Source organism: Sedimenticola thiotaurini (assembly GCF_001007875.1).
Taxonomy (GTDB): Bacteria; Pseudomonadota; Gammaproteobacteria; order Chromatiales; family Chromatiaceae; genus Sedimenticola; species Sedimenticola thiotaurini.
In genome coordinates, this window is record NZ_CP011412.1 from 2455052 (window position 1) to 2480771 (window position 25720).

Annotated in this window: 20 protein-coding genes; 1 reads left to right on the plus strand and 19 read right to left on the minus strand. The window is 46.7% G+C overall.

From position 1 onward, the window contains the following. Positions 1–31: 31 nt before the first annotated feature. On the minus strand, positions 32–1390 hold the full coding sequence (locus tag AAY24_RS11275) for a deoxyguanosinetriphosphate triphosphohydrolase (protein WP_046861245.1): 1359 nt from the start codon (positions 1388–1390) through the stop codon (positions 32–34). A gap of 202 nt (positions 1391–1592) precedes the next feature. Between AAY24_RS11275 and AAY24_RS11280 the strand changes: the two genes are divergently transcribed. Continuing rightward, complete coding sequence (locus tag AAY24_RS11280; RefSeq protein WP_046859763.1) at positions 1593–2255, plus strand: protein-L-isoaspartate O-methyltransferase family protein; 663 nt, start codon at positions 1593–1595, stop codon at positions 2253–2255. 118 nt (positions 2256–2373) lie between these two features. On the opposite strand, the gene AAY24_RS11285 is transcribed toward AAY24_RS11280, so the two are convergent. The 18 genes from AAY24_RS11285 to AAY24_RS11365 all read right to left on the minus strand — a co-directional run bounded on the left by AAY24_RS11285 (position 2374) and on the right by AAY24_RS11365 (position 25699). Further along, on the minus strand, positions 2374–2649 hold the full coding sequence (locus AAY24_RS11285) for a ComEA family DNA-binding protein (RefSeq protein ID WP_082117122.1): 276 nt from the start codon (positions 2647–2649) through the stop codon (positions 2374–2376). 136 nt (positions 2650–2785) lie between these two features. Beyond that, positions 2786–4051 carry a lipid IV(A) 3-deoxy-D-manno-octulosonic acid transferase gene (gene waaA / locus AAY24_RS11290; RefSeq protein ID WP_046859764.1) on the minus strand — a complete coding sequence of 422 codons (1266 nt, stop codon included), beginning with the start codon at positions 4049–4051 and terminating at the stop codon, positions 2786–2788. A gap of 158 nt (positions 4052–4209) precedes the next feature. Then, positions 4210–5862, minus strand: a complete 1653-nt coding sequence (locus tag AAY24_RS11295) for a polysaccharide biosynthesis protein (RefSeq protein WP_335337168.1) — start codon at positions 5860–5862, stop codon at positions 4210–4212. A 637-nt stretch (positions 5863–6499) separates the two neighbouring features. Next, entirely contained in the window at positions 6500–7060 is a 561-nt protein-coding gene (locus tag AAY24_RS11300) for a sugar transferase (protein WP_046859766.1), read from the minus strand. 34 nt (positions 7061–7094) lie between these two features. Next, a complete protein-coding gene (locus AAY24_RS11305; protein WP_046859767.1) occupies positions 7095–8060 on the minus strand; it encodes a UDP-glucose 4-epimerase family protein in 966 nt (321 codons plus the stop codon). A gap of 19 nt (positions 8061–8079) precedes the next feature. After that, positions 8080–9207 (minus strand): non-hydrolyzing UDP-N-acetylglucosamine 2-epimerase, encoded by a 1128-nt coding sequence (gene wecB, locus AAY24_RS11310; protein ID WP_046859768.1) that lies wholly within the window; start codon positions 9205–9207, stop codon positions 8080–8082. Continuing rightward, a complete protein-coding gene (locus AAY24_RS11315) occupies positions 9200–10210 on the minus strand; it encodes a polysaccharide biosynthesis protein (RefSeq protein WP_046859769.1) in 1011 nt (336 codons plus the stop codon). The genes wecB and AAY24_RS11315 overlap by 8 nt, the downstream gene beginning before the upstream one ends. Positions 10211–10225: 15 nt before the next feature. Beyond that, entirely contained in the window at positions 10226–11083 is an 858-nt protein-coding gene (locus AAY24_RS11320) for a dTDP-4-dehydrorhamnose reductase family protein (protein WP_046859770.1), read from the minus strand. Beyond that, a complete protein-coding gene (locus tag AAY24_RS11325; RefSeq protein WP_046859771.1) occupies positions 11083–12327 on the minus strand; it encodes a glycosyltransferase family 4 protein in 1245 nt (414 codons plus the stop codon). The genes AAY24_RS11320 and AAY24_RS11325 overlap by 1 nt, the downstream gene beginning before the upstream one ends. A 49-nt stretch (positions 12328–12376) precedes the next feature. Then, the gene (locus AAY24_RS11330; protein ID WP_046859772.1) at positions 12377–13855 is read right to left on the minus strand and encodes a hypothetical protein; all 1479 of its coding nucleotides are present in this window, start codon (positions 13853–13855) and stop codon (positions 12377–12379) included. After that, positions 13852–16326 (minus strand): hypothetical protein, encoded by a 2475-nt coding sequence (locus AAY24_RS11335; protein WP_052761205.1) that lies wholly within the window; start codon positions 16324–16326, stop codon positions 13852–13854. The genes AAY24_RS11330 and AAY24_RS11335 overlap by 4 nt, the downstream gene beginning before the upstream one ends. A 787-nt stretch (positions 16327–17113) precedes the next feature. After that, entirely contained in the window at positions 17114–17287 is a 174-nt protein-coding gene (locus tag AAY24_RS19690) for a helix-turn-helix domain-containing protein (protein ID WP_082117123.1), read from the minus strand. Positions 17288–17366: 79 nt separating this feature from the next. Beyond that, entirely contained in the window at positions 17367–18524 is a 1158-nt protein-coding gene (locus AAY24_RS11340) for a glycosyltransferase (protein ID WP_046859773.1), read from the minus strand. Positions 18525–18576: 52 nt separating this feature from the next. Further along, complete coding sequence (locus AAY24_RS11345) at positions 18577–19497, minus strand: glycosyltransferase family 2 protein (protein ID WP_046859774.1); 921 nt, start codon at positions 19495–19497, stop codon at positions 18577–18579. A gap of 200 nt (positions 19498–19697) precedes the next feature. Beyond that, positions 19698–21095, minus strand: a complete 1398-nt coding sequence (locus tag AAY24_RS19210) for a polysaccharide deacetylase family protein (protein ID WP_046859775.1) — start codon at positions 21093–21095, stop codon at positions 19698–19700. Between the two features lie 177 nt (positions 21096–21272). Then, positions 21273–23192 (minus strand): hypothetical protein, encoded by a 1920-nt coding sequence (locus AAY24_RS11355; RefSeq protein WP_046859776.1) that lies wholly within the window; start codon positions 23190–23192, stop codon positions 21273–21275. Between the two features lie 3 nt (positions 23193–23195). Next, complete coding sequence (locus tag AAY24_RS11360; RefSeq protein WP_046859777.1) at positions 23196–24161, minus strand: FkbM family methyltransferase; 966 nt, start codon at positions 24159–24161, stop codon at positions 23196–23198. A gap of 65 nt (positions 24162–24226) precedes the next feature. Then, complete coding sequence (locus tag AAY24_RS11365) at positions 24227–25699, minus strand: oligosaccharide flippase family protein (protein WP_046859778.1); 1473 nt, start codon at positions 25697–25699, stop codon at positions 24227–24229. Between the last annotated feature and the right edge of the window lie 21 nt (positions 25700–25720).

Consider the following 25720-nt stretch of genomic DNA (forward strand, 5'->3'; position numbering starts at 1 on the left):
GTGGTGGTTGTACCCCGGCGATCCTGACCGGTCAGCCGTTGGGCAGGGAAATCCCGGTCAGTTTCTTATAAAGGGAGACCGCATAGGAGTCGGTCATGCCGGCGACAAAATCGGTCAGCCGCAGCAGGCGGCTGTAGACACTGGATGACGGCACCCGACCCGGCCCGATAAACTGCTCCGGGATCAATCGGGAGATCATGCGGCTTTTCGCCGACGCCTGCTCACCCTGGTCGGCCAGGTCATCCAGCACCATGATGAAGCGCTCCAGCAGGTCGTTGATTACCTGAAATCCGGCCGCCTGAATCTCCACCACTTCGGTGGCCTGGTAGATGCGCGCCTTGGCCACTTCGATCAACCGGTCCATCGCGGCACGCTGGGGAAACTGGTTCAACAGCGGCTCATCAAACCGGCCGGCCAGGATCTCCTGCTCGTTATCCAGGAAACAGTCCATCGCCTGACTGATCGCCTCATTGATCACCTTGGCCCGGAGAAACTCCACCCGGCCCTTGTTATCACCGATACTCTGCATGCGCAGCCGCTGCTTGTCCGGCTCCCGCAGAATATCCAGATAGAGTTCCATCACCTCGTCAAAAGTGAAATAGCCGAGACGGAAACCGTCCTCGATATCGATTACCCGATAGCTGATATCGTCCGCCGCCTCCACCAGAAACGCCAACGGGTGACGACACCAGACAGCCCGGGAACCGTCCCGCCTGATCAGGCCGACCCGCTCCGCCACCGCTTCGAATGCCGCCCGATCCTCCACAAAAAAGCCCTGCTTCTTGGCGCTGACACCAGGATAGCGACCACCACCCAGACAGGATTCCCGGGGATACTTGGTGAAGGCCGCCAGCGTGGCGCAAGTGAGTTGCAGTCCGCCGGGATTATCGGGGTTCTGCAGCCGGGTCAGAATTCTGAAGCCCTGGGCATTACCCTCGAAACTGGTGAAATCCTCCCGCTCGCTATCCTGCAGCAGGGCGACCCGGCGCTGACCATAGGGGGCATCATTGGCCCAACTGCGGAACGCATCTTCCCCGGAATGCCCGAAGGGTGGATTGCCGATGTCGTGGGCCAGACAGGCGGCCGCACAGATATCACCAAAATCGGACGCCTGGTAGTCATCCAGCCCCCGGCGTGCAATAACCTGCGCCCCCACCTGGGTACCGATGGAACGACCGATACTGGAAGCCTCCAGGCTATGGGTCAGGCGGGTGCGGATATAGTCGACCCGCGACAACGGGAACACCTGGGTCTTGTCCTGCATACGGCGGAATGCCGAGGAGAAGACAATCCGGTCGAAGTCACGCTGAAAATCGGTTCGGGCCTCGGTCCCGCCCGGAACCTGATCGCTACCGAGTCGGCAGCGGGAGAGCAGTTGATTCCAGTGCATGGTCATATGTACCTCAACCGGTCGGGACAGATAGTGACAGAGAGCCAGGGGCAGATTGATATATCCTATCAGAACCGGCTCGTTTTATAATAGAAAACGGTTAAATTGCAGCGGCTTAGCAGGCCATACTTGCCTGATTAACCCAAACTGAGTAGGCTTGTCGCCCTCGACACCTTTTCAACTCAAAGGCCAGGAAAATCAGATGATCGTCCCAAGTTACGAAGAAGCCCGTTTCAACATGGTTGAACAGCAAGTGCGCCCATGGGAAGTACTCGACGCCACGGTACTGGAGCTGATTGGCAATCTGCCCCGGGAACACTTTGTACCTGACAACTACAAGGGGCTGGCCTATGCGGATATCGAAATACCCCTGGGCGATGGTCAGAAGATGATGTTTCCCCGGGTTGAGGGGCGAATCCTGCAGGCCCTGGATATCCAGCCCACTGACAATATCCTGGAAGTGGGCACCGGCAGCGGTTATCTGACCGCTTGCCTGGCCAAGCTGGGCAACAAGGTTGTTAGCGAGGAGATCAACCCGGTCTTCACCGAACAGGCCAGACAACGGCTGGCGGAACTGCAGATCAACAATGTTGAGCTGCGCACCGTGGACAGCCTGGGCGACGCAGCGGAGAGTGGCCGCTTCGATGCCATCGCCATCACCGGCTCCCTGCCGGAAATGCCCGAATCGTTCAAGCAGCGGCTGAATATCGGCGGACGCCTGTTTGTGGTGATTGGTCAGAGCCCGGCCATGAGCGCCATGCTGGTGACCCGCACCGGTGAGAATGAGTGGCAGAGTGAAGCGCTGTTCGAGACCGATATCACGCCACTGACCAATGCGCCGGTGGTTCGCAAGTTCGAGTTCTAGGGCGATCCTGTCGCACCATTACTCCGGTTACTTCTGGGTATAAACCCGACCGCAGAGGTTTTTGAGAGATAAAAAAAGGGCGTCCTGTCAGGGACGCCCTTTTTTGCTGCTTATCGTACTACTGGTCTGAATCACCAATCAGGATATATTCCCGATTGGCCGCGATGGTCTTTTCACCAATCCCCTTGACCCTGACCAGCTCATCGGCACTTTTGAAAGCACCATGCTGGGTCCGATAATCCACAATAGCCTGGGCTTTCGCATTGCCAATCCCTTTCAGTTCAGTGGCGATCTGCTCCGCCGATGCCGTGTTGATATTCACCGGCCCGGCAAAGCCAACCGTGGACGCCAGCAGCAGGGCAGTTGCAACGATAAATTGACAGCATTTCATCATATACACTCCTTGTATAAACCACCTTTTCAGAGAACAGACATCCTAGTCTTTTAATGCTTATTTTTCTTCGGGATTTTCCATAATCATAGAGTAGGAATTTTCCTAATCCCCAGTCCGTCATTCTTCACAGCAGCAATCACCGCTTGTCGAGATAACCCCGGATGATTTCAAACAGCCGGTCCAGCGCCCCCCGGTTGGCTTCAACCACCCGTAATCCATGCTCGCCATAACGCGCCCGCAAACTGGCATCGGAGAGCCATTCGGTAACCACCGTCGCCAATGCCCGGGCACTACTCACCTCCCGCGCCGCCCCTTCGGCCAACAGCATGCGGCTGATCATGGCAAAATTGAACATGTGGGGACCAAACACCACTGGCAGGCCAAGCGCCGCCGGCTCCAGGACGTTATGGCCACCGGTGGGCACCAGGCTACCACCCACAAAGGCCACATCCGCCGCCGCCAGGAACAGAGTCAGTTCCCCCATGGTATCGCCCAGCATCACCTGGGTATCGGGTCTGCAGAGTTGGCCGGTGGATCGCCGCACCAGGGTAAACCCCTCGCGCTGACACAACTGGGCCACCCTGTCGAATCGCTCCGGGTGACGGGGCACCAACACCAGCAATGCTTCAGGCAAGGTTCGCAGCACTTGACGATGGGCGTCCAGAACCCGCTCATCCTCGCCCTCCCGGGTACTGGCCGCCACCCAGACCGGCCGCCCTTCCCAGGTGCGACGCAGGGACTCGGCCTGCTCGGTCAGGCTGGCCGGCAGGCGCACATCAAACTTGATACTGCCGGTCACCCGCACCCGGTCGGAAGGCAGCCCCAGGCCGAGAAAGCGTTCCGCATCCGCCGGTGATTGGGCTGCCACCAGCCCGATGCGTTCAAATGTCTCCCGGGTAAACGGACCCAACCGCGCATAGCCTCTCGCCGAACGCTCCGACAAACGGGCGTTGGCCAGAATGGTGGGGATGCCGCGCCGCTCGCACTGGGCCAGCAGGTTGGGCCACACCTCGGTCTCCATCATCACCAGCAGTCGCGGTTGCAAGGTATTGAGGAAACGGTTGATGACCAATGGCAGATCGTAGGGAAAATAGGTGTGGATCACTGAATCGCCAAACAGTCGTTTGGCCCGATCAGAACCGGTCGGCGTAGTGGTCGAGAGCACAATCGGCAGATCAGGAAACTGCTCCAGCAGACGCCGCACCAGTGGTTCGGCTGCCTGGGTCTCGCCGACCGAAACCGTGTGCAGCCAGAGGCTCTCCTTAATGGCGGGCGTGGAGAGCGAACCGAAGCGTTCCCCTATACGTCGCCGGTATTGGGGATTCTTCAGACTGCGCCAGTAGAGCCGCAGTAACACCAGTGGCAGGCTGAGATAGAGAATGAGGGTGTATAGCAGTCTCATGACGATGGATCGGGCTGACGACTCCTGGAAGCGGCGTACTGGAAAGCAGGTGATGGTAAGCGATAGCCGTGACAACATCCACCATGGTCAATTAACAGCTACCTGCCCCTGTTGCAGCAATATCCAAAACTCTGGTTGATGATTCGCGGAAAGGGGAATCAATCTCCCTCATTCACTTCAGCCTGCTGCTCCAGATAAACCCAGTCAACAATCTTCTCATCCGGTTGATAACCGGACACCAGCTGTTCCAGCATCGCCTTGAGGACATCCACATCGTTAACGTTCAGCGTAATGGCCAGGGTATTCAGCTTCTCCTTAAGCTCGGACCAGGCCAGAAACTCATCCTGGGCCTTCATGATCCGGGGATGGGAGGTGGGCTGGGGATCGTCACCGATCAGTAGTTCTTCATAGAGTTTCTCACCAGGGCGCAGACCGGTAATCTGGATCTCGATGTCCCCATCCGGATTGGACTCATCCAGTATTGTCAGTCCGGACAATTCCACCATACGGCGAGCCAGTGTCTGGATTTTCACCGGTTCTCCCATATCCAGCACAAACACATCGCCCCCCTTGGCCATGGCACCCGCCTGGATCACCAACTGGGCCGCCTCGGGAATGGTCATGAAGTAGCGGGTAATATCGGCATGGGTCAGGGTGATAGGACCACCGTCCCGGATCTGCTGTCGGAATTTGGGCACCACCGACCCCGATGATCCCAGCACGTTACCAAACCGCACCATACAGAACTTGGTCCGGGGAGACTCGGCGGCCAATGCCTGCAAAACCAGCTCCGCAAGGCGCTTACTGGCCCCCATGACGTTGGTGGGTCGAACCGCCTTGTCCGTGCTGATCAGTACAAAATCGGCCACCCCCAGCTCCGCTGCGACCCGGGCCGTGGTGAGCGTACCGAATACATTGTTCCTGATCCCTTCGGCCGGATTGTGTTCCACCAGAGGGACGTGCTTGTAGGCCGCTGCGTGATAGAGAGTTTGGGGCTTCCAGGTGGCGATAATCTCCCGCATCCGTGTTTCATCCGTGACCGAACCCAATAGTGGCACCAGACTAACCGGCTTCTCTCCCACACTGGCCACCTTGCCCAGCAACTCCTGGTGCAGTTGGTACAGGGCAAACTCACTCTGTTCGACCAGCAACAGAGTCGACGGAGCAAGCCGGATAATCTGTCGACACAGTTCACTGCCGATGGAGCCCCCTGCTCCGGTTACCAGTACCACTTTGTCGGTGACACACTTGCCAAGCAGGATGTGATTGGGCGCCACCGGTTCCCGTCCGAGCAGATCATCCGCATCCAGTTCAGTCACATCGGAGAGCGCCACTTTGCCCTGGGCCAGATCTGCCAGACTGGGCAGGGTACGTACCGCCACATGGTGCTGGCGCATCTGTTTGAGAATCTCATTACGACGCCGGCGCCCGACCGATGGCATCGCCAACAGTACATCCGTCACACCTCTGGACTCCACCAATCCCGGCAGGTCATCCAGGCCATAGACCGGCAGGCCGTTCAGATTCTGTCCGTGCAACCGCTCATCATCATCCAGAAACCCCGTGACCCGTATTTCCGGGCTGTTGGACATGGCGGTAGCCAGCTGTCGCCCTGCCAGCCCCGCCCCGTAGATCAGCGCCTTGGGGAGTGCGGCGATCTTCAACTGGCTCTGATATAAGCCACCCAGCCAGTACCGCGCCAGGGCCCGGGAACCACCCACGGCAAACAGCAGCAACAGCGGCTGAATCAGGCCCACTGTGCGGGGTACGCCGGGTATGCCTATGGCGGTAAAGATGGATGAATACAACAAACCATATATCAGTATCGCCCGCATAACCGCGAGTAAAGCTGGCCATCCCGAATATCTAAATATGGCTCTATACAAACCCGATATAATGAACACGGGCAACGCCAACCCCAGAGATGCCAGCACAGCCCACATTGGCTGACCAATTAATGAGACAAACTCACCCAGGCGCAAATAAAAGGCAATCCATACCGCCAGAACGCACAGAGCTGCATCCATCGCCAAGGCAATTAGTCGTTTTGCATAACGTGGCAATGCAAGCACCGGCAGTGCTGTACGATCATGTATTCTTTCCAGCATTTATATTACCTTTAAAACCTACTTTAACTGTGAGGCACTCAAATGAAAGTAGCAATAGCCTATCGCACCAGCCCTTCACTATCATCGGGATGGGTTATACGGCAATGGTATGGCGGAACCTCGATTTTATCCGGTTACAAAAGAAAAACATTAGACCACGAGAGCTCTATTCAACTCTGGCTTGATAGCACCTTGCATGCGAGCAGCCTCTAAATCAATGAGCAGTACCCTATAAGGTGAAAAACCAAGTATCCTCTCAGGCTAGTGAACAAGGTTGACACACCATCCCTTTCTAACCTCCCTATCCGACTCTATGCATGATCCATAGAAGTACAGGTTTTTAATGGGATATACCATCCCGATGAATAACCTTTAAGAAAGTTAACCACAAAATCCACAAATCAAACCAAAACGATTGCCTTTTCTGGTACTCCACATCTAACTTGACCTTCTCTGGTATCGGCAATTCATCCCGGCCGTTGACTTGCGCCCATCCCGTCAAACCAGGAATCAGTTCATGGACACCATGCGCCGTACGTAATGCGATCAAATCATCTTGATTAAACAGTGCCGGACGTGGTCCCACAAAACTCATATCGCCCTTTAGGATACTCCACAACTGCGGCAACTCATCTAAGCTAGATCTACGCAGGAAAGAGCCTATTGGAGTCAAGTATGCCGCCGGATCAGAAAGTAGATGCGTAGCGACGGCCGGAGTATCAATCCGCATGGTGCGAAATTTGGGCATTCTAAATACAGAGTTGTTTCGACCAACACGTTCAGACCAATATAAAGCAGGACCAGGAGAGGAAAGTTTGACAATTAGGGCAATCAACCCTATGGGTAGAATAAACAAAAGAATGCTACTCAGCGCAATTGATACATCGAAACACCGCTTCATATCTTTTTCGCGAATTTGTTCAGTACGCCCTCAGTCAACTGTTCGCCTGTCTTGACAAAAAATCATTCGCTGTTTTTTTCAACGCCTCTTCGACACTGACAGGCGGCATCCAGTTTAATAACTCACATGTTTTGTCAATATTGACTTGCAGCGACCCGCATAATCTTTGAGAAAGAACCCGCTTGCCCATCAGCATGCCCCCAGCTTCGAGCATCCATCCCGGAACGGCCAACAATCGTGCAGGCTTTCCCAAAGCCAGCCCCATTCTGCGCAATAATTCAGTGGTGGAAAGATCTTCACCATCACTTACCAGGAAGACCTGGTTGCCAGCGGCTGGATGATCGATACAGGTCACGATCAAATCTACAAGATTTTCTAAAGCAACCAGACTTCGCCGATTACATATTGCACCTAATGGTAATGGTACTCCTCTGTACAACCAACGCATCATACTCAGAAAATTGGCTTTTACTCCCGGTCCATATACCAAAGGCGGACGAATTATTACTACTTCCATACCAGATTCTTCGGCAAGCGCCAGCAAGCCCCGTTCAGCTTCTAGTTTTGATATAGCATACGGATCCGATGGACTCGGCGCGGTATCGGCAAAATAGGGGCTACCTGCTGTCGTGCCTTCCCCATTTACCTTGATAGAACTGACAAAGATAAACCGCTGAACACCAGCATCAACAGCCTGGCGTGCAAGATTTAACGTGCCCTCCACATTGATTCTGCGAAACTCAAAAAGCGGATCAGGTGCTGAGTCCCGCATTACATGAACACGTGCCGCGGCATGTATTACAACGCTAACCCTGTCCAGGGATTGTTGCCAATCAGTATCTGGATAAAGACCGGCAACTGTTATGCTTCTTGTATTCTTAGAGAGGATGACAGTAGCGTCTCTGACCGCGGCTACCAGTTCAATGTCACTCAGGCTGGATAATCTCGCCAACAATCCACGGCCGACAAATCCTGTAGCGCCAGTCAACAAAATACGCATTCAGTTCCCTCGTCAATACTCAGGACTTTGACCAAACAGTTCGATTGATATAATCCGTATAACTGAGCACAACACGAACCACCTGCTTTGAGACAGGTCCTGCCTGGTAATCCTTCACCACCGGAATGATACGTTGACTATAGTTGTGCTGTGACGTTACTACTCGGACCGCTTCCAATACGCGATCTGACTTCATCCCTGCCATAATCAGTGTCCCTTCATCCATTCCTTCCGGTCGCTCATGCGCATTGCGAATCGTAATTGCCGGCAGGTTCAGTAACGATGCCTCTTCTGTAATTGTTCCGCTATCTGAAAGTACGCAGAATGCAGACATCTGCAGTTTAATATAATCCAACAATCCAAACGGCTTAACAAAGCGAATCAGCGGATGTTCTAGCGACTCTCCTAGAGCCTCCAGACGACTTCGAGTACGGGGATGGGTCGATACGATAACAGGGTACATATAGGTCTCGACGAGCGCTTTCAAAGTATCCAGTAGATCTCTCAGGTTATCTGGCGTATCAACATTTTCCTCTCGGTGGGCGCTAACGACAAAATATTTACCCTCCTCAAGTTCCTGTTGTCTTAACACATCAGAAGTCTGGATACGTGGCATATAATATTCCAGCACTTCTTCCATATGGGAACCGGTCTTGATGATGGTTTCTGGCCGAATTCCCTCGGAAATCAGGTATCGGCGAGCATGCTCTGTCAACACCATATTTATGTCACTCAGGTGATCGAGAACCTTACGATTCAACTCCTCGGGTACACGCTGATCGAAACAACGATTACCTGCCTCCATGTGAAAAACCGGTATCTTGCGGCGCTTGGCCGCAATCACTGCCAAGGTAGTGTTAGTATCACCATACAATAAAAGCGCATCTGGTTTTTCCAGATCAAATACATCGTCAGCTTTTGAAATAACTTCGGCAACAGTCTTCGCTACTGTATCACCGGCAACTCCAAGGAAATGATCTGGCCTACGAATATCCAATTCGTCGAAAAATAATTGATTCAGCTCAAAATCATAATTCTGCCCTGAGTGCACCAGGATATGCTGAACCTGTCTATCAAGTTCTGCAATCACACGACTCATCTTAATCAGTTCCGGGCGAGTGCCGACTAGCGTCATAACCTTAAGCATCAAGTTGCTCCCGAATGTAATCCAGTGTCAGCAAAAGATTCTTAATGCCTTCGATATTCAACCGCTGAGTATTGTGGGAGGTGTAATCATCCAGTTCAGATATCTGTTGCTCACCCTCTACAAAATATTTCCTGTAGTTTAGGTCTCGGTTATCCGCAGGAATGCGGTAATAACGCCCCATGTCTTCCGCCCTGGCCATCTCTTCGCGAGAAATAAGTGACTCATACAACTTTTCACCATGTCGAGTACCAATAACTTTAACCGGGGTGTCACTTAGAAACAGCTCTTTCAGTGCCTGAGCAAGGTCGGCCACTGTAGAGGCTGGTGCCTTTTGAACAAAAATGTCCCCTTGCTGAGCATGCTCAAATGCATGTAAAACAAGATCGACAGAATCTTTAAGTGACATCAGGAAGCGAGTCATATTTGGATCAGTAACCGTAAGCGGCTCATCTCTTTTTATCTGATCAACAAACAGCGGAATAACTGATCCACGAGAGGCCATTACATTTCCATAGCGAGTAGCACAGATCACCGGCCCTGCTTCGGGTATCATCCTTGATTTGGCCACCATGAGTTTTTCTGCCATCGCTTTAGAGATACCCATAGCGTTTATCGGATAAACAGCTTTATCAGTACTAAGCAGTACAACGCGCGAAACGCCGGTGGCAATAGAAGCACTCAACACATTTTCAGTACCGATAATATTGGTACGTACTGCTTCCATCGGATAAAACTCGCACGAGGGGACCTGTTTCAGTGCTGCTGCATGGAATATATAGTCAACACCAACCATTGCTTGAGAAAGACTGTCATAATCACGCACGTCGCCAATATAGTATTTCACCTTGTCGTTGGAGAGTGTAATTCGCATGTCTTCCTGTTTTTTTTCATCCCGGCTGAATATTCTTATTTCACGCACGTCCGTGTTGAGAAACCGATTCAGGACCGCATGGCCAAAAGAACCCGTCCCACCGGTGATCATCAATACTTTATTATCAAACATAATCTCTTTAATTCCCTAACGCGCCCGGTGCATGCTACTGACCAACTCCGACCAGTTTGGCGGCTGGTATCCAGACACATCTTTAAACCGTGATGAATCCAGAGAACGATCGATGACTATCTCATCATCTGGCTGAATAATGATATCTTTTCCATAAACTCTCGACACTAGCTTTAGTAACTCATATTTCGAGATCGGATCGGACGAGACATGATACAAGCCGCACAATTCAGGCCGCGGCAAAACCCAATCGTGCATTACTTTTGCCAGCTCTACAGTCGGCAATCCAGAAAAAATCGCCCTGGTATAGCCTTTAACCCTATCATGCTGGGACAAGAACCATTCCAGTAACGCATAATTTGAGTTCAACTCGTGCCCTATGATCGATGTGCGCAAGGTAATCGCATGAGCATAATCATGTAACTCTCCAATATATTTAGACTTCCCATAAAGATCTCTGGCATCCGCACAGTCTGACTCGGTATATCGCCCTTTGTTACCAGAAAACACGCAATCTGTACTTATATGTATTAATCTTGCTTCTGCCACGTCACACAGTTTTGCAAGTTGGTGTGGTAGCAACGTGTTCACTGGTAACACAGCCAACGGATCATTGGCATTTTCAAGTTGCTTAATTATGCCGACGCAGTTTATGACGACTTCCGGGCGTACCTGTGCAAAAACATCCAATAATCTTGCCTGATTAAGTACATCCACATCAGGAATTAATTTAGACGCTAACTGGCCTGGAAAATACCGGAACGATGCATCACTGCGTACCGTACCCCAAGTATCGTGCTCGCCATTACTCGCAAACAATCTAAGAACCGCATTGCCCAACATCCCGGAGGCTCCAAGCACCAGAACCCTCATCAGCCTACTACCTCTTTCATATTAATCCTTTGCTCGAGTATCTCTATCAGTCGAGAAGCCTGACGACTCATTTCAAAGTGCTCAAGAAAATAGTCACGCCCAGCATCTCCCATCTTACGCCGCTTGGCCTCACTCAAGCCATGGAGCTTTTTTATAGATGACACCAGTGCATCGACATCTTCAGCTGCGCTGATCAATCCCGCTCCTGAATCTGATATAACTCGCGCACCCTCTCCGTTCAGCGCTGCTACAATTGGTTTACCAGCAGCTAAATATGCCTGCACCTTGCTGGGAACAGTTAGTGAAAATATCGTTTCATCCTTCAACGTCACAATCAAGCCAGCAGCTTGCATATATATTTTATGCATTGAATCCATCGGAAATCGGCCAGCCAGATATAGGTTGTCTAGTTCTAATTTTTCTTTTTGCTTCCTAACCCACTCCAATCGACTACCGCTACCCACCATGACAATCCGGATATCATCCCAATCTTTTAACTGTAATGCCGCGTGAACAATCGTCTCTACAGATTGCACTGTACCGATATTACCAGCAAATACCATACAAAATTTACTGTTTAGTAAGCTATTTAATTCAGCGGGCAACGTTACACCCTGCTGACCATTTTCTGGTGGTAGCGATATTGAATTGGGGTAGTAAACTATTTTATCGCTATTGGAAAGGTGAGATACCGGCCCATAAAAGGCGCGAGACTGAATAAGTAGACTATCGGCAAAATAGTAGAGTGCTCTAACCAGCCAGCCCATCATACCGAGTATCACGGAATTATTTATGTGTCCTGTCGCCGATAGACTCTGGGGCCACAGGTCCTGTACCCATATAGAAAGATGCGCCTTCTTCAGCCATTTCATGGGAACAGCAGTTATTGCTGATGTGATTGGTGAAGGAGCGAATACGAGAATTACATCTGCTTGCCGATTTTTAACAAGTTTCGGAAAGTAACGAAGTCCCGACCAAACAAAAGAAAGATAGTTTAGCACCAAATCTCTAGAACGACCCGATTTACGAGCACGCAAAGGCACTCTTAATATATCTATTACCCCTTTATACTTTTCTTTTTGAACACCTTCTTCCGAGTACCCTTCAAAAACAACACCACTCGGATAATTTGGCTTTCCAGTCAAGACGGTGATGTCGTGCCCTAGACCATAAAGGTGCATAACCAGATCATTAATAATGAAAGTTTCCGGCCAAAAGTATTGAGTAACGACAATAATTTTCATAAATCAAAATGGCCCTATATTACGTTTAGTAAGCCCTATCTAAGTCTGATCACCTAACAAAACGTGATAAGAATTTGTCTGCCAAATAAATAATTATTATATTAAGTAAAATCGCCCCGAATAATAGATATGATTGTTTTGGTACGTAACCAAAACTGGCATAACGGAAAGCAACAACTTGTGCGATTAATGAACACAATATAAAGTTCCTTCCCCCAAAACGAAAAACAAAAGCTTCAATTGACGCCGCTACAGCGCCAAGCATCAGGGTGCTAATAAATAGAAACAGAAATGACCCAGGATAAAAGAAAAAGGCGACAATACCGGGCAACGATATAAAATGATGCGCAGATTTATCTGTATTAATATAGGGTGATTCTATTAAATTATTGTCATAAAAACTGGTTTCAGTTTCATTGTATGACTCATTAAGCGCATTCTTCCATAAATCCCATCCAAGGTGAGGGTAACTGGATACCGCCATCACCCCCTCTATACCGACCCAGCGGTCGATAAATAGCGGACTGGTCATCTTCTGAGTTAACTCTATTCTTTTGGCCACATGCGAATGTTTAGTATCTACAGGATAACCATCGGAGCGTAATTCTTGGCTCTCGGAACGCAATAAGTTAAAACTTTCGGACCGCAGATAGTTAACCGCTAGAACCGATCCAATAAAAAGCACTGAAAAGATAATCCCTGCAGCTAGTAGGATTCTGAAACTAGCTTTTATTGAATGAGGCTTTAATGCCGCCAATACCCCATATATAAGTGCGCCACCATTCAGAATCATCCCTCTACTTAGCATGGATATATTGGAAATAAAGCTCTCAAGAAATACCAAAGTCATAGCAGGAAGAAAGGTATGTTTTTTGAGTGCAAATTCAAATCTTAGTATTAATGCTGAAATAGAAGCCAAGCCAAACAATAATAACCATTTGTAAATACCATTCAGACCAAAAGGCAATATCGTTCGAGTAATACTACCGCGCTGGTAGATTCCCAGATAGATATTAGTGACAGCAACGACAAGAAACAGTATTGCAAATCCAGTCCATATAAACTTCCGGTAGTCCTGATAAAAGTTAAAAAGCCCTTGCTGAGCGACGCCTTCTATGTTCGATGAATAATTAAATTGAAACTTTTCTCTCAAAATACTGGCTAGCAGAAATCCAGACAAACCAACACTTGCCACCAGCAACGCATTATCGAAGGCCATGCTGGAGCCATCAAAAGATCCCACCGCTTCACGAAATACTCCATCAGCAAAAACTATTCGAACTGAAAACTTTAGCCAGAAGCCCAACCACAGGAATATGCCTAAAAACGTGTCAAAGAATATTGCGTTTTTCCTGAAGCCAAAGTACAGCAACAAGTTGGAAATGATTGTGAATACTATATATACATAGCCTTGGCCTGGATAATTGCTAACTGCCATGATTGATAGGAAAAATACTGCTCCCCAGAACATTGACAAGAGCATGTTTATACTATTTCTGCCAAGAATTTCCTGTAAATTTGGATTCATGTAGGGTTGTTCTCCACGTTAAGGCTAAGTAGGTTACTTAACAAGTACCCCCATAAAAAGAAAGTAAAAATTCCTGGATATGGTTGCCGTAGTCCAATGCTCGAAGAGTTATCCAAAAACAGTAACACCAATACAACTACGGATAGCCCTGTTAACCAGGACGAAAGATAAATCTGTTTTTTGTATCGATAAATTAAGACACACGTATGCACCAACAATACTAATATAGGCATAAAAGCAATCAGTCCATAATTGTATAGATAATCAAGATAATAATTGCGTGCACCTGGATATCTACTTCGATCTGGCCGAGCATCATTACCGAACAGGAATGTTTCTGAATTACTGATGACGCCGTTAAGATAGGTGCTCCAGTGCAACATTAGTTGTTGAATACCCAGCGCAACATTCTCTGACTTATCGCGTTGATCTGAGAGGGTATTTTCAGTTATATACGCTTCCGGCCAATCGCGCTTCGCATTGGTTGACGATTTCAAAACAGTAGAATTCACCTGGACAGATCTTTCTGTTGTTACATAGTAATGGTCGGCCACGTAAAAATAGCCCCAAGACAAGCCCACCGCTAGAATAAAAACTGCCACAGGACTTTTATCTTTCTTGGATAGCCAATAATAGAAAGTCAGCGAAAGAAGACCAATTAATGTGACGCTTATTGCCAGTATCGATAATGAAGCGCCAACATAGGATGCCACAAACAGTGTCAGCACAAATAAGGGACGCTGATAGCCAGGCACATCCCATAGTGCGAAAATTGCAAACAGATATCCGCTAGCGAATATTACTGGTACGCTTGTAGCGTATTGATAAATACTGAAAATGCCAAACACGGAAGGCATTAGATAAGGCGATCCTTGGTACCAGCTAGACACTATCTGTAATGGTACAATTACCACCAACACCCAGAAAAACATCTTTCCAACTCCAATGCTGACATCATCCTTACCAGTCGATCGATACATCTGCCCTAATGTAAGGGCAAACATAGGCAACATATACTGTAACAGCAAAACTAATTTGGCCTCTTGCAGCACATAATCGCCTGTGCTGGAAAATATTACTGACAACATCATCAGAACAAATGTTAGAAATATAGTCGAAAAGGATAAGTAAGATCTCCGATAATCACCCAATAATACAATACCCAAATAACACCCAAACACGGCGAAAGGAATCGGAAGGTTAAGCAATTTTCCGTCTGATTCAAACGATGAAGAGGGATCATGAAATATTCCGTATCCAGCCTGCAAATACAATGGAGATAATAATATTATTGCGATAACCAGCTTAATATTCCTTCGCACATTCGCAGACAAATCACGCGTAACTTCTCCCATTCGTGAGCTTAAGTAGAAAATAAAGGATAGCACCGCACTCAATAGATATAGTCCCGCTAAAGACTCCCTACCGAACAGGTAATAGCTAAACGGCACTGCCGCTAGCAACAGAATATTCGCCATTACATCCGGACCAAAAACATCATGCTCTTTGTCACTTTGTAATAATCTAAACCGGATACGCTGCGCGTAAACCATAACTACTCCGCCAATGAGGGATAGTCCTACTGCCTGCCAAAATAAGTATGACTTTCCTATCATTTCTAGAATGGACCATTGAGCTGAAGCCGTGATAAACAATACCCCCCCTCCAACGAGTGATCCATTTAGGGCAACGCGAAAAAAAGAGGGAAAATGACTTGTACCACTCCGCTGTTCATGGAAAGTAATACTGGCACCTAGAGCATTGGCAAATACTGACCCTATCAATCCTCCTATCGCAAAGGCAGCAAACAAATCACCTGCTGTCTCTTTTCCAGATGTATACAACAACAGTAACCGAAAGATATAAATAGTTATTCCAATAACTGCCGAAGATCCAATATGAGGGAATAGGACAACAAAAAAGCTACTTAATGACTTTGGGATTTCAGTTAGCGCATCAAATATAGCTGACATATTTAATGACAACGGAAGAATGGCCCACAACCACAACCCAAAATACGGGTTTGGCATGTCGAACACTAACCAACAATAAGCTATAACAAGAAGTAAGGACTGAACCAGCAGGTATAGTTTAGTTTCTCGTTTACGACCAAGCCGCTCGAATTGACTTAGTTGTACCTCGCCCAGCCACTCCACTGCCCGTCGGACTATCAGAACGATCGCAAGACCAGCCTCAACACCAACGCCAACACTTAGAAAATAAGAAACGACTGACAGCGGTAAAAGCAAAATCAATCGCACGTGCATGATCGAATTTGCAGAAACGGAGTACGAGTTACTTAGAATTAGACTACGGGCGTTGGCTGTAAATGCGAAAAACAAGGCCAGCGATGCACCGTGAACAATACCTACGTCTGCAGCCAGACTGGAATAGCCGCTGACCCCAAGCGCTATCAACAAAGCTGTCATAGCGAATGTATTCGCCATGACAGCCAATGGATAAATCATCATTCTACTTATCTAACATCGCTGATCCTACTCACTAGCGCAACATGTGAGTTGATCCCGAAAAATATATGATTTGGAGTTTCTATACCAAGAAATTTAAGGGAGCGATTGTTCAGTTTATCCATGATGATCCTTATCTCCTTATTTGAGAGGTCAGTGAAGGCCTCGCTTTTCGAGACGTACTGCCGATTTAACCCGGGCGTATTCTCATTCAGTCCTCGATCCCACGACGCACAGGGATATATACAATTGAAATCTGTATTCAAGCGTAAGGCAATCTGCTCATATTTAGAAAACTCTCTTCCAATTATGCGATGTCAGGGTGTGAATCTTATCTGCCAAAGGCTTGAATAAGCGAAGAATAGCTCGTTTTACATTGGCCGCCGATTTTCTGGCTACTTAAGCGATCAAGGTAAGTCTGACTTTCTTCTCTGTCAGTGTGACAAGGATCCCGCGGTGGCATTTGCCAATTACGGAATCAAACTACTAGTCGCCACTTCTTCTGCGGTATTCGACAATCTTCGGACACTGTTCAATCGAATTTTACTTCGGAATGATGTCCCGCCGGCTATAGCTGTCATAGCGCTTTTCACGCTGCTTTTAACAACGCAGGCAGCTGTAGAGACTACCGTCTCATGTGCGTATACCGTGAACGAAATTGCTAGATACACTCATGGTTAATCGAATTATGAAACTCACTGTCCAGCCACAAATTGGCCTGCTCTGGACTCCAGTCCTACCGGGCAATGCGAGGCTTTGCCTTAGCATTACGCCGAGACAGGGTAAACCACTAAGCCTTATTTGGGCGATGGACTCGAAAACCCTTATTGCACCTGGACTCTTGATCAATCGAGGATTTGTTGCATCCGAGCATTCGAGCAATCTCCAGCTGGTTATGACCTGCTTTCGTCAGTGCGTGAATCTGGTATCTTTCCTCATGGATAAGCTGTGTGTAGCTCTCCATGATGCTCCTCTTTCTTGACTGACAGAGAAAGCCGCGATGCTACCACAGCTTTCCCTCTATACGTTAAATGGAGTTGCACTTACAAGTTGAATTCACGCATGTTTTTATATAATTCCCGGTAACGCTGAGCCTGGGTACTCCACGAAAAGCTTTTTCTGACCAATCTATTGAGAATCGTGCCACTTTCCTTCATTTGTTCCGGTGAGCTTAACATCCGTATCAAAGCCTTGGCTATAGAGTTGACATTTGCTTGAACCTCGATACCTGCTCCTTTTAATGCAAACTCATTTAACCCGCACCGATCAGTGAAAATCACTGGCGTGCTACACATCCCCGCTTCAAGTACAACAATTGACATTGCCTCTTCGCGGGAGGGAATAACCAGACAACTTGCATAAAGTAATGCATTTACCTTCTCATCACCCTTAATATAACCAGCAAAATGTACACTTTTAGCAATACCCATCGTCGAAGAGTATACTTTAAGACTTTCCATTAGTCCTGCGTCCGGGCCAGCAAAAACCAGGTGAAGATCAGGAAAAGTTTTAATCACCGTAGCAAATGCTTCGAGCAGCAGATCCGGCCCTTTTATTTTATTTAAACGTCCGAGAAACAGAATGTAAGGCTGACCATCTAATGAGAATCGTCTTTCCAGCAGTAATTCTTTTCTATACTTACTAGAACATTGACTCTGGTAATCAACAGGATCTACACCATTAGGAATTACAATAATTGACTTGGGTTTGATGCCATAACCTGCAAAATCTAGTTTCTCATCTTCGGTCACTGCAACCCAGGCGCTGGCATAACGAATTATGCGTTTACCAATAACGAAATCAAATATCCTTTTTAACCACCTAGAACGTCCGTAGTTTTTGAGTGCTCCAGCTGGACAGACGACATATGGCTTTTTCTTCCGCAGACAGATGATGGCCACAATCGCATTAAGTAAGGTCCAGTGTCCCATTAGGTGCACAACGTCATACTCTAATAGTAATCGAGTAACACTCCGGCGCCCTGGAGCTGGGATAAAGTACCGATCGTATATGCAGGGCAGCCTGTATACAGGAACCCCGGAAAGTTTTTTTTCACTGTTACGGAGATCGCCAATATCAAGGGTAAGTATTCCGCAATCCATTGACTCCTTACTCATAAAGCGAGCAAGCTGCAGTGTACGTTCCGCAGTCCCACCACCAGAAACCGGATCCAATAAATGATTAACAAATAGTACCCGCAATGCTACATGTCCAATATCAAAGAAAATAGATATATCAATATTATTGAGCTACTTAATGCCGTGTATTTTCGGCCTTAATGCGCAGTTGCGCTAGACGGGATATAATTCTTGAAAGAGACAGACTGAGGTAACTTTTCAACAAAATCATGGACATCCTAATGTCCTTACCTAAACTCGGCAATCCTCGGATCAGCCTCTCTCTGAACCGAATAGAACGCGACAACTCTTCTCTTGCGCTTTCATTTGTAGCTTCCCGCTGCCTCATCAATTTCAAGAACCGGATGTCCCTCTCAAGCAGACTTCGGCGTCGATGCCAATCCCATCTGGACGCCTGGCTATCTGACCGCGAATGGATCCTGTACTTTATTAGTGGCTGCACACTGGTTTCAACGCGACCGAAACGTTGAAAAAGCGTTAAAACAGTATACCAATCTTCAAACTCTAACTGGCTCGGAAAAGGAATAATTTCCTCAATTATTTTACTTCTGGCAAAAATCAGACCGCCAGTTTTGTTGTAATAAAAACATGTCGCCGCATCAAATGAAGAAATAAATTGTCTGTTAAGCGGACAGGAGTTTTCATCTATCATCTCCGCCGAGTTAAAAACAAATGAAGTTTCGTTTTTTTCAATATATTCCAATGATTCTTTTACGAGATTCGGATTTGCCTCGTCATCCGCACCGATAACAAAGAAATATTCGGTACGTACTCTTTCCAACCCAGTTTGGTAAGCGCCTACTTTCCCCTTTTTGTATTTATTTTGAATGCATTGAATTCGTCCATCGGTGCTTGCCAGTTGCTTAATGACTTTGACCGTTCCATCAGTTGAGAAGTCATCGACTATGATGATATTTTCAACAGCAATACTTTGATTTTGAATAGAACGTATAGTCTTCTGTATATACTCCACTTCATTGTAACAAAACAACACGGCACTAACGCTTTTATCGGTTGTTGAAGATGTAATATTCATCTGTGAAAGTCTCTACGCGTCAAGCACCCTAATAAGAGAACAAATTGCCACTATTTCATCCTAACCGTAATTAGAAACGATCAATCAATTGGTGAAGTGCATCATCACACTCTATGGCGCAATCAACAGACCTATCATGCTAATCCGCAAAACATTAGCATATGTCAGTGCGTACCATTCATATTATTACAGCTGCACCATCAACTGATCAGTTGCAGGTAAAATTCCCGGTCCTTAGCAGACTCAAAATGACTGTTATGCCATAACAGGGTGAAATCGCCACCAAATTGTTCGCATACATCCCTATAAGACTTCATTAACTGTAGTGCATCATCACTATACCCAAGCCCCATATACTGTTCACCAAGCACTGAGCACTCCATCAGAATCAATGGCTTTTCTCTTAACGTCAACGTTTTTCTAGACTTCAGGTCATACATACGAAATGAATGGCACGTACCACATCGGAACCCTGGCCGATCCGCATAGGCAAGACTACTATCATAACTAACCCCAGCCGCATCGAGATATCTAGGAGTAATGGCAGTACTCCAACGAAGATAGTGCTGACGACTACCTATCTCATCAACTGCAATACTCTCATTTGCCAATGCCTGCTTCAGCTCCCCCAGCTCGCAATTTATCTGATCAAGGTTTCGATAACTGTTATAACTTGCATGTAACCCTACTTCATGTCCCCTGTTAACTATCCGCCGCATCAGGCCCCTTATAACAGATTGTGTCATGCTGTAGCAGCCATCATATCCATGGTGGGAATGTTTTGTAATAAAATAGAATGCAACTTTATTACCTACTTTCTCATTTGCATCCATAATCCAGTCGACAGCCTGTAGATATTCATCAGAGGAATAGTCATGTCGCCATCTATGGTACGAAGTCAAAATAGTATCCAGCGCCTGCCTGGGTGATTTGTCTCTTACGATATCTTTTGCCAAACGACGCGAAACACCTTTAATTGTAGCGACGCTGCAGTCAAAAGGACGATCCAGATCGCAACTGATTAGTTTTTTTGGGACGCGTCGTTTACGAATGATGTCTGGCCACAATTCAGATATACACGCCCACAATATCTCCACATACTCATCGACGATTGGGCGATCCAAATAGTTATTTTGATAGGCACTTGATGCAGTTGCAGGAAATCTATCATGATCATCCTGATCAGTCACAATCAACTCTTCATATCTAGTAAGCATGAAAAATGCTGATCCAAATATATCTACGGGCAAATACATGTTACGGCCGTTGTTGCGTGACACCGGTTCCTGATCACCGTAGATAACGGGAACAACACTTTTTACAAGCAAAATATCTAACCCAAGATCATCCGTATCCCACAATGGCGATGATGAGATTGGCAGCGACGCTGAGTCTAGCCACTTATTCTCAGAAGTACTAAATAGCACGTCGGGTAGAGAAATGGACGCAGCAACATTTCCAGACTGTGTAATCTTTATATCTTGCCGGCTAGTTGGATGATGCACCCATTCCAAGCCTAGAAACTCGCCCAATAATGTTTGCAGAATATAATTCCGCTCTTTTGTCATCGATTCTGGTGTTTCAATGATGAGGGTCATATTTTTCTATACATATTGCTTTTGTATTTGATTGGGGATTAACAAACAGTCAGCCTGCACAATAACGGACGGACGCTAATGCTGGTCACCTATGTAACTGTCATGGTCGCAACATAGATACGCCGGTTTTAGCAATAACATTGTCGAATATGATGCGTCCCAATAATTATTGAAGTGTTAACACGTTATTACATCAGTTTTGAGCAATGATTCCCAAGACCCTACGTAAGGCTCCCATATATACCGGAAGTCACTTGTCAGATATCCAAAACCGGCAGGAAGATCACCGTCAAAGTCCTCGGGAATACCTTTAACCTCGTACGCATGATCCATATCATCTGGCTTTTGCCTATAGGACTGCAAAAATTCATAATCAATCGCAAAGAACTCACCCTCCGGAGTAATGATAATATTTCCAGGAGTGAAGTTTATATATGCCAGTCCTCTTGAATACATTTCCTTAATAACACTATATATATTGTTCCTGTATTTTCTAATCACTTTCATACTTTCTTTTTCCCCCAGTCCCGCAAGTATGTTTTCCAAGTATGGAAGAATAAGATAGCCATCACCTTTATCTAGCAACTTTGGAATAAACGATAACTCCGTCGCTAGTTGCTCCGCAGCCAACAATTCCCTTTCGAAGTATCGTTCACAACCAATTCTAAACGTTTTCTTTATCGCGGGGATGCCATGATAACTAATTAGCTCTACCTTCGACCGCCGCCCCTCGGAAAGCATCTCCTTTACAGGAAATACATTGCGATATCTCGCACGCCTTTTGTCCACTTCTGATTTTACGAAATCCAGCTCACTGTCAGCACCTAACTCAAGATAATGCCACGCTTCATGTTCATTATCTGCAGAATGCAGTCCATTAAAATGACGGCTTTTGAACTCACGATATTCGAGCTCATTCCTACATCGCTGCTTAGTTTCCGGTACGTGCCGATTCGTAAACCAGCGGTTGGTTTTGAGTTGGTTATCTGTTAATGGCTTGGGGTGATAGTCATATGCGACAATCATTATGGCGGGCCTTCCACCTGATATAGGATACGGCCCCTTGTCCCACTTACCTCCACGTAATTGCAGCTCACATTCTTTCTGTGATTCAGGTGAAAGATGAACGAGCTTAATAATGTCTATACGACTTGCCGTGATCAAATTAACGTATAGTTCTAACATCCCTCTTTCTATGGCTTTCTCACGTACCACAAATAAACAGAGTTCGCCGCCTCTCGCGTCGCACACCACAGGGTCTACAAATAGTTCCAACTCGCTCCTAATATCAACTAATTTAGTAAGTGTGTCTCTTCCGGGTGCATACTCATGCTGCAGCAGCCAATCCCATAGTGACTGAGCGGTAATTTCGAGATTCAAATCTAGAGATTTAGATAGCTCACCAAGAAGATTGACATAGTGGTGCTCAAGATTGTTAGACCGTTCTGTAAATCCATGTAGCCCAGACTGACTACCTTTGTGTAATAAAGCATGGTACGCCATGGAGACAAAATACATATAGGCGGAAGGAACATAAGCCAATTCGTGATAAAACTCCCGAGTAGCAAGAAGATCGTTGGCCAACTTGGGTGGATAATAAGGAAGACCACGATAATGCCCGCCATGGCTTCCACTTACGGTATATACATCACAAGGAATATCGGTCGCGTAGTCGACAAACAGGTGCTCAATCTTAGGAAAATCATCATCCTTGACTAAGATATCCATATCCTCTTCATCAGGGTAATCTGGTAGAGCATCCCACCATCTAAGCAATACGTAACCTACCTGTAGTTTATTCAGCTCTTCTAGAAACTGGAGGCGTGAAAGATTCGGATTAACATAAACCCGCGCACCACGATCCACTTTGACTATCTTTCCAGCTATTTTCTTTAGGTAACCATTATTTTTTATAAAACCTTTACAAGACTCGGGTAGTTTTCTATAAAAACGTAACGCAAAAACCTGTGGTGACCGTTTTAACTTACCCAGTAAGGACAATACCTTATTCGTATAAAAATAACCTTTCCTACTGAGGTGAAAAAATATTCGCTCCGGTTTCTTAACAATCGTATACAGAACTTGTCGTATTAACATATATCACTTCCAGGCAAGCACACGACCAAGATCACCCCGAATGACCTTGAATCCCATCTCTTCTAAATGAGGAATAACAAAATCCGCTACTTTAGCATCCTCCCTAGGATACCAACCCGCAATTGATATGCGTACATTAGTTGATCGAGTCAACAAATCTCGCATACCTACGAGCGCTTCCGGCTCTGCTCCATTTATGGTGATTGAGACATGGTTACAATGATGTATTCCCTGGCCACCTAATATGTTATCGACGGTGTTCACATCGATTTCTTCGGTATGCGGCATGGCGTCACAAACATTGGAAAGCACATCATGATTTAATGAATTAGCAGTAGTACCCAACCGGTAAATAGTTTCCTTCCCCTTATGATCACTTACGGCGTGATTTATCACCCTAATATTTCTAAATCTATTTGCTTCAATATTCTTACTTAGGATCGCCGCCGAATCAGAGTCTGCCTCAAATGCTATAACCTTTCCTTCATCACCTACTAACTGGGCTAACCGCATTGTTCCATAGCCATGGTATGCTCCAATGTCTATACAGACTTCCCCATTCTGCGGCCTAAACATAGCGGCGAGTTCTTTCCTCCGTTCAAATGAATAGGTAAAATCGTTCAGAGGATCACGCAGTAGTTTTGTCAGAACCGGGTTATAAATAGTCTCGCCCGGAACAGATCTAGGGACAAGATATCGGTCAACTATCTCCCAGACAACATTCATGCAGTCTTCTGACAGCTCTGGAAGATCATCCTTAAGGTAACGAAAATAGTAACGCTGCATATCTGTTGGCGGCGTTCCATAAAAGACCATACCCGTATCCAACTCAACGTACGGCAGTTCACCCTCTACGCCTGAACCTTTAACTGGTAGTTGCCTAATCTCATCTATAATCTTACGCTCACGCCATGCACGTACGGGTTTTTTGATCCATTCTGGTATTATTTGCACTAGTTGTCTTCTCATACTATTACTCCGATATCACAGATACATTGTCCGGTTACTTTCTGCATGACAACACGATGCTATATTCATGATAGCTTCATGACATGTATCTTTTTACGCACAATGTATACTGCATGCATCATCAAAAAACCCAATGCAAACCCTAATACAATCAGATCCCCTACATCTGCATACATTAACGTAACGACACATCCTCCTGCTGGTAGAAATAACAGAAAACTATTAACAAATATTTTCAATACGGCCGCCAATTCCGCATCAGCCAATCGAAACATCAACACCACTTTGTAGCCATAAACTAGAACACCAGCTAAACTCAGTAAAATCACCATTACCAGCGGGCTTTGTAAAATTCCCGCAATGACGATTACTAAGAGTCGGCTACAAAAATTTAGTACATTCCACTTAAGCTGAAGTTCCTGTTTTTCATAGATGGAGAATATTGGCGTGAAGGGGGTAGTCAAAAACCATAACCATGCCCAACCAGTTAAAATCTGGGTATACATTCCTGCTTCCATCCATCGATCACCAAATACCACCCTGTAAAGATCAACACTTACGATTGCAAGCATCAACATCGGAAACAGACTGATTCTCACCAGATTACCGAATATCGTTACAACCATGGCGTCCAGTCTTCCCTGGATTTTAGCTTCCGCAGCGCTCTTGAAAAACACTTGACCTATTGCACTTCCAATCAAGTTCACAGGACTTTGAAGAACGCGAAATCCAAGCGCGTAAAACCCAACAACAGCAGTTGAAAAATAGTACCCCATCATCAGAACCGGCAACTGCCACGCAGCTACGCCAAGAAAAATTGAAAAACTACCGTAAAGGGGAAACTTGTGATAACGCCTCAAGCCTTCACATATTTCCTTGAAGCTGAGGCAGTGAATAATATACGCGCCATTTTTTTTCAGAACCTGATAACAAATCAGACAAGTCGCTGCAAATTGACCGAATACCTGTGAATGGATCATTGCGCCACTGGTGGTATATCCTGCAGCCCCTAATGCTAGTTGACTGGAAGTCGAGGTCACACCTACTGCTGCCCGCGCGGCAGATAGTCTTCCAAAATCCTTAATGCGAATATTCCAATAACCTAGCGCATTAAAAACACCCTGTAAAAATACAGCAACCGGCACTAACCATATATAATTAGTAAGTTGCGGAACATCGAGCCAATAAGTCAAATAGTCTGCGCCAATCCATACAGCAACAGCTGTCATAATTGCCATTACACAAGCGATACTGATGCTTGCCACTAGCATATTAGCGGCTTCACTATCGTTTTCAGGTATTACGATAGATTGCTCATAACGCATACAGGCTAATACGCCAAATATCGTTACTATTGAAGTAAAGACCGCCGCAACACCAAATGCATCTGGCGAATACAGGCGCGTCAATACAGGAATTGAAACAAGAGTAAATATCTGAGTGAATCCAGAGCCAAGAACCAGCCGTATCACATCCCCTCTAAAACTCGTGTCGCGCACCTCCGGCGAGGCAGGCAATATCTTTCCTGACTTCTTCATCTAGCCCCTGGACCTTGCCAT

Excerpts from the sequence above, each read along its gene's own strand:
- AAY24_RS11315 (WP_046859769.1), bottom strand. The coding sequence starts at position 10,210 with ATGTTTGATAATAAAGTATTGATGATCACCGGTGGGACGGGTTCTTTT.
- AAY24_RS11285 (WP_082117122.1), bottom strand. The coding sequence starts at position 2,649 with ATGATGAAATGCTGTCAATTTATCGTTGCAACTGCCCTGCTGCTGGCG.
- AAY24_RS11330 (WP_046859772.1), bottom strand. The coding sequence starts at position 13,855 with ATGAATCCAAATTTACAGGAAATTCTTGGCAGAAATAGTATAAACATG.
- AAY24_RS11305 (WP_046859767.1), bottom strand. The coding sequence starts at position 8,060 with ATGCGTATTTTGTTGACTGGCGCTACAGGATTTGTCGGCCGTGGATTG.
- AAY24_RS11360 (WP_046859777.1), bottom strand. The coding sequence starts at position 24,161 with ATGAGAAGACAACTAGTGCAAATAATACCAGAATGGATCAAAAAACCC.
- waaA (WP_046859764.1), bottom strand. The coding sequence starts at position 4,051 with ATGAGACTGCTATACACCCTCATTCTCTATCTCAGCCTGCCACTGGTG.
- AAY24_RS11365 (WP_046859778.1), bottom strand. The coding sequence starts at position 25,699 with ATGAAGAAGTCAGGAAAGATATTGCCTGCCTCGCCGGAGGTGCGCGAC.
- AAY24_RS11325 (WP_046859771.1), bottom strand. The coding sequence starts at position 12,327 with ATGAAAATTATTGTCGTTACTCAATACTTTTGGCCGGAAACTTTCATT.
- AAY24_RS11280 (WP_046859763.1), top strand. The coding sequence starts at position 1,593 with ATGATCGTCCCAAGTTACGAAGAAGCCCGTTTCAACATGGTTGAACAG.
- AAY24_RS19690 (WP_082117123.1), bottom strand. The coding sequence starts at position 17,287 with ATGGAGAGCTACACACAGCTTATCCATGAGGAAAGATACCAGATTCAC.
- AAY24_RS11345 (WP_046859774.1), bottom strand. The coding sequence starts at position 19,497 with ATGAATATTACATCTTCAACAACCGATAAAAGCGTTAGTGCCGTGTTG.
- AAY24_RS11275 (WP_046861245.1), bottom strand. The coding sequence starts at position 1,390 with ATGCACTGGAATCAACTGCTCTCCCGCTGCCGACTCGGTAGCGATCAG.
- AAY24_RS11300 (WP_046859766.1), bottom strand. The coding sequence starts at position 7,060 with ATGAAGCGGTGTTTCGATGTATCAATTGCGCTGAGTAGCATTCTTTTG.
- AAY24_RS11320 (WP_046859770.1), bottom strand. The coding sequence starts at position 11,083 with ATGAGGGTTCTGGTGCTTGGAGCCTCCGGGATGTTGGGCAATGCGGTT.
- wecB (WP_046859768.1), bottom strand. The coding sequence starts at position 9,207 with ATGCTTAAGGTTATGACGCTAGTCGGCACTCGCCCGGAACTGATTAAG.
- AAY24_RS11335 (WP_052761205.1), bottom strand. The coding sequence starts at position 16,326 with ATGATGATTTATCCATTGGCTGTCATGGCGAATACATTCGCTATGACA.
- AAY24_RS11355 (WP_046859776.1), bottom strand. The coding sequence starts at position 23,192 with ATGTTAATACGACAAGTTCTGTATACGATTGTTAAGAAACCGGAGCGA.
- AAY24_RS19210 (WP_046859775.1), bottom strand. The coding sequence starts at position 21,095 with ATGACCCTCATCATTGAAACACCAGAATCGATGACAAAAGAGCGGAAT.